Here is a 4913-nt window from a genome sequence, read left to right as displayed (position 1 = left end):
GTTCGCTGGCCGACGACGGCCGCTCGGTGGTGGTGGTCACCCACAACATCGCCCACCTCAACATGTGCGACCGGCTGCTGATCTTGGCCCCCGGGGGCCGGCTGGCCTACTTCGGCCCACCCCAGCAAGCCCTGAGCTACTTCCACTGCAGCGACTTCGCCGACCTGTTCACCCTGCTCGAACGCGACACCACCACCGACTGGACCGCGCGCTTTCAGGCCTCGCCGCTGCACGCCGCGGTCACCGCCGGCCCGGCCGCCAAACCCGGCCCACCCGCACCGGCGCCCACCACCAAAGCCCTGGCCCAACAAAGCGCGCTGGCCCAATTCGCCATCTTGTGCCGCCGCTACCTGGCCGTCATCGCCGCCGACCGCCAATACTCGGTGTTCCTGCTGGCCCTGCCGCTGCTGCTGAGCCTGTTCGCCCACGCCGTCCCCGGCAACGCCGGACTCTCACTGGCCAAAGCCATCGAAGAACGCTCCACCCAACCCTCCCAACTGCTGGTCCTGCTGATCATCGGCGGCGCCCTGATGGGCTGCGCCGCCTCCATCCGCGAAATCGTCAAAGAACAAGCCATCTACCGCCGCGAACACGGCATCGGCCTATCCGCCAGCGCCTACCTCGCCTCCAAACTCGTCGTCCTGACCGCACTCACCACCATCCAAGGACTCATCCTCGGATTCCTGGGGACCATGCTCCTGCCTCCGCCCGATAGCTCCGTGCTGTTGCCCCAGCAAGCCGACGAAACACAACAGCATCTCGTCGGTGCAATCGAGGTGGCGGTGGCTGTGGTTGCCGTCACCGTGGTTTCGATGATCATCGGCCTGCTGATCTCGGCGCTGATCGGCAACGCCGATCGGGGCATGCCGCTGCTGGTCCTGGTGGTCATGGCCCAACTGGTGCTGTGCGGCGGCATGTTCGCGGTCAACGGCCGGCCGCCGCTGGAACAACTGGCCTGGCTGTCCCCGTCCCGCTGGGCCTACGCCATGGCCGCCGCCACGGTGGGGGTGAACTTCCTGCACCCGGGCGCGGAAGACCCGCTATGGGATCACGATCGCAGTAACTGGCTCACCGCCGCCGGTATGTGCGCGGCGCTGGCGGTCGTCCTGGTGCTCTTGCTGGCGGTGCGGCTCAAGCGACTCGACCCGCAACGAAAGGGCCGTAGATAAGTCGGCGCGGCGAGCCCGGCGATGTTGCTGGCCATCTTGGCCGCGGGCCGGTCACCGGTGCGGCGTCGCCGACTTGCTGCTTTGCTCCAACGGTGATCACCCTCTCGCCACCGAGACCCGACGAAAAGGTAGTCAAGCCGATATCGGCGGGTTTACGCTAAGTCGCCTGGCTGTGGTGCTGCCTCCGGCTGAGTTTGCCCGCGGCAACGTGCCGTTGCCTCGACGAAGGAGATGTCTATGAAGCGCTGGTCTCGCGCCGCTGTGGTGGCCGTGTCCGCCGTCGCCGCGACGGCACTCGTGCTCACCGGATGTTCCGGCTCAAACAAGGGCGCAGGCGGCGGGTCGAGCAGCCCGGCCAATGGTGACGCCGCCAACACCGTCAAACAGGCTGCCGATGTCATGGCCAAGGTCACCGGGATGCACGTGAGCCTCACGGTGCAAGGCTCGGTGCCCAACCTCGCGGTGACCAAACTCGACGGCGACGTCTCCAACACCCCGCAAACGGTCGCCACCGGTACCGCGACGCTGGTCGTCGGCAAGAACCCGGTTGACTCGAAGTTCGTCTTTGTCGACGGACATCTCTATTCCGACGTCGCCGACCCCGGCACGTACGCCGACTATGGCAACGGCGCGTCGATCTATGACGTCTCGACCCTGCTCGACCCGAATCGCGGCCTGGCCAAACTGCTTTCCAACCTGCAAAACCCGAAAGTGGTTGGCAGCGAACAGATCAACGGGATCCCGACCACCAAGATCAGCGGGACGTCGTCAGCCGACGACATCACGACACTGGCCGGGGCGCGCCTGAGCCCGAAGGACGCGCAGAACACACCCACCACCGTGTGGATCGCCTCGGACGGGTCTTATCACCTCGTCAAGATCGAAATCAGCCCGGTCCAGAACGGAACCGTGACGATGACCATGTCCGACTGGGGCAAGCAAGTCACCGCAACCAAACCGGCATAGCCGGCGAATCCGCCATCCAGTCCCCCATTCGTTTCAGCATGTGCCGGACCACCGAACCTGGAAAGGAACCACCATGGCATTGACCGCTTTTCAACGCCGAGCTGCGGTTTCAGTGACCAACGTCGTAGCGGTGACGGCGATGATGCTCGCGCTGGCGCCGGCAGCCGAGGCCGAAGGGTACGTGGGCGCGATCGCCTACTCCCCGTCCGGAAAAGTGTTCGGCCGCACCAAGCATGCCCCGTCGAAGGCCGCCGCGGAGAGCGCCGCGTTGGGCGCATGCGGTTACTCCGACTGCAAGGTGCTCGTCACCTTCACCGACTGCGGCGCCATCGCCGAGAACAGCCGCGGTGATCATGCGGGCGGTTACGGGCCTACGCTGCTGGCCGCAGAGCAAGATGCCGCGAAGAACCTTGGTACCTCAGGGTGGATCGGGACCTGGTACTGCAACTAGGGGCTGCTGCGATCGGGACTTCGGGCCGGCATTCGCGCGCGCGCCCTAAAGATTGTCGCCGTGGGGTCGTGGTGGTTTGGGGTTGGGTGGAGGTGCCGGAGGCGGGTTATGGAGGGCTGTCAGCTGTTGCGGGTGGAGTGGTCGGTAGTTGTCGGTAGTTGTCGGTGGTGTGCTGTAGGAACAATGGCATGAATCTCGCGGTGTGGGCTGAGCGCAACGGTGTTGCTCCCGTGACTGCGTATCGCTGGTTTCGCGCTGGTCGTTTACCCGTGCCAGCCCGGCGAGTGGGCCGGTTGATTCTGGTCGACGAGCCGATCGGCGAGGCTGGCCCACGAGCGCGAACGGCGGTGTGTGCGCGGGTCTCGTCGGCCGATCAGAAAGCTGGTCTGGATCGGCAGGTGTGAGGTTCCCCCCAAACCGTAGAGGCATCGACAATGAGGAGCACGATGCCAGAGAAGCGGATGAAGTACGACCGGGAGTTCCGTGAGGGGGCTGTCCGGGCTGTGCGGCGGCATGTTCGCGGTCAACGGCCGGCCGCCGCTGGAACAACTGGCCTGGCTGTCCCCGTCCCGCTGGGCCTACGCCATGGCCGCCGCCACCGTCGATCTCAACGACCTGCGCCGCACCGCGGGCGGGGACCAGGATCCGCTGTGGGACTACAAGGTCAGTAGCTGGCTGCTAGCCGCCGGAGCTTGCCTGGTACAGGCGATCGTGCTGGTGATGCTCATCGCTGTGCAACTCAAGCGGCTCGACCCGCAACGCAAAGCCCGCAAGTGAACCGGGCGCTCAGGCGTGCTTCACGACGAACGGGACCCCGCTGACGGCCAGCGAACCGCACGACAGCTGTACCGACAACAGCCGGTATCCGAGGTAGTACACCCCGTAGGACCAGGCACGTCCGGCGCTGGTACGCCACTGCGCCGGGACCGTTGCCGCAATCCCGACCAAGGCGGTCATCACGAACATGACGGCGACGTGGGTCTTCGAGCCGGTCCCGGTCGTGGTAGGCATCTGTCCACTTCCCTTCTCGACAGCCGACTCGACAGCTGAGGAGAGCTTCTGCCTACGCGCTTGCCGCATTCTTGCGGACTTCTTGGCGCCCACCGGCCCCGGGCAGAACGGGCTCCGGGCCTCGCGACTGACGCGCCTGCCTGGCTGTTGTTGATAGTGTCTGCGGCATCGCGGCGTGACCGGGAGGATCAGCGATGAGTGACGCGCAGGGCTCGCGAGTCGGGTCGATATTCGGTCCCTATCGCCTGAAGCGGCTGCTGGGCCGTGGCGGGATGGGCGAAGTCTACGAGGCCGAACACACGGTCAAAGAGTGGACGGTCGCGGTCAAGCTGATGTCGGAAACCTTCAGTAAGGACCCGGTGTTTCGGGAGCGGATGAAGCGTGAAGCGCGCATCACCGGGCGACTGCAGGAACCCCACGTGGTGCCCATCCACGACTACGGCGAAATCGACGGGCAGATGTACCTGGAGATGCGCCTCATCGAGGGCACCGACCTGGACCACATCCTCAAGCGCTTCGGCCCGCTGACCCCGCCGCGAGCGGTGGCCATCATCACCCAGATCGCCTCCGCCCTCGACGCCGCCCACGCCGCCGGCGTGATGCACCGCGACGTCAAACCGCAGAACATCCTGGTTACCCGCGACGACTTCGCCTACCTGGTCGACTTCGGCATCGCCAGTGCCACCACCGACGAAAAGCTCACCCAATTGGGCACCGCAGTGGGCACCTGGAAATACATGGCGCCCGAGCGTTTCTCCAACGACGAAGTCACCTACCGCGCCGACATCTACGCGCTGGCCTGCGTGCTGCACGAATGCCTCACCGGGAGTCCGCCCTACCGCGCCGACAGCGCCAGCATGCTGGTCACCGCTCATTTGATCGAGCCCATCCCCCAGCCCAGCACGCTGCGAGCGGGCATCCCCAAGGCCTTCGACGCGGTGATCGCGCGCGGTATGGCAAAAAAACCCGAGGACCGTTACGCCAGTGCCGGGGACTTGGCGCTGGCCGCCCATGAAGCGCTCAGCGACCCCGATCAAGACCACGCTGCCGACATCCTGCGCCGCAGCCAGGAAGCCACCCTGCCCGGCCCGCCGACGGCCGTCGCGCCGCCGACCATGCCGGCCACCGGGATGGCGCCCGCGGCACCTTCGGCCCCCGCCGCGCCGGCACCGAGACCCGCGCCGGCGCAGCCGCCCTACTACCCGGCCGGGGCCAGTTCTGGACCCTCGTCAGGCCCTTCGGCGGGCCCCGGACAGCCGTCCGCCGCAGCCTCGGGGCCGCCCAGGCGGGTACCAACCTGTCTCTTATACACATCT

General features: G+C 66.4%; 5 protein-coding genes and 2 pseudogenes. 6 read left to right on the top strand and 1 reads right to left on the bottom strand.

Annotated features, from left to right (window positions below):
- The 5 genes and pseudogenes from CDN38_RS20990 to CDN38_RS20970 form a co-directional block, all read left to right on the top strand.
- On the top strand, positions 1–1169 hold a 1169-nt coding region (locus tag CDN38_RS20990), incomplete at its 5' end, for an ABC transporter permease (protein WP_180276365.1).
- A 237-nt stretch (positions 1170–1406) separates the two neighbouring features.
- Positions 1407–2135: an LppX_LprAFG lipoprotein gene (locus CDN38_RS20985; protein WP_075509587.1), complete on the top strand. Its 729-nt coding sequence runs from the start codon at positions 1407–1409 to the stop codon at positions 2133–2135.
- 112 nt (positions 2136–2247) lie between these two features.
- Positions 2248–2586, top strand: a complete 339-nt coding sequence (locus tag CDN38_RS20980; RefSeq protein WP_233026973.1) for a DUF4189 domain-containing protein — start codon at positions 2248–2250, stop codon at positions 2584–2586.
- Between the two features lie 188 nt (positions 2587–2774).
- Positions 2775–2987, top strand: a pseudogene (locus tag CDN38_RS20975) (IS607 family transposase); the annotation flags it as partial.
- A gap of 100 nt (positions 2988–3087) precedes the next feature.
- A pseudogene (locus CDN38_RS20970) lies at positions 3088–3363 on the top strand (hypothetical protein); the annotation flags it as partial.
- Positions 3364–3372: 9 nt separating this feature from the next.
- Here the strand turns inward: CDN38_RS20970 and CDN38_RS20965 are convergent.
- Entirely contained in the window at positions 3373–3597 is a 225-nt protein-coding gene (locus tag CDN38_RS20965; protein WP_075509667.1) for a hypothetical protein, read from the bottom strand.
- A 194-nt stretch (positions 3598–3791) separates the two neighbouring features.
- On the opposite strand from CDN38_RS20965, the gene CDN38_RS33580 reads away from it, so the two are divergent.
- On the top strand, positions 3792–4913 hold a 1122-nt coding region (locus CDN38_RS33580), incomplete at its 3' end, for a serine/threonine-protein kinase (protein ID WP_244307477.1).

Origin of the sequence: Mycobacterium ostraviense (genome assembly GCF_002705925.1) — a bacterium.
Lineage (GTDB): Bacteria > Actinomycetota > Actinomycetes > Mycobacteriales > Mycobacteriaceae > Mycobacterium > Mycobacterium ostraviense.
This window is presented reverse-complemented; position numbering and strand designations above follow the sequence as displayed.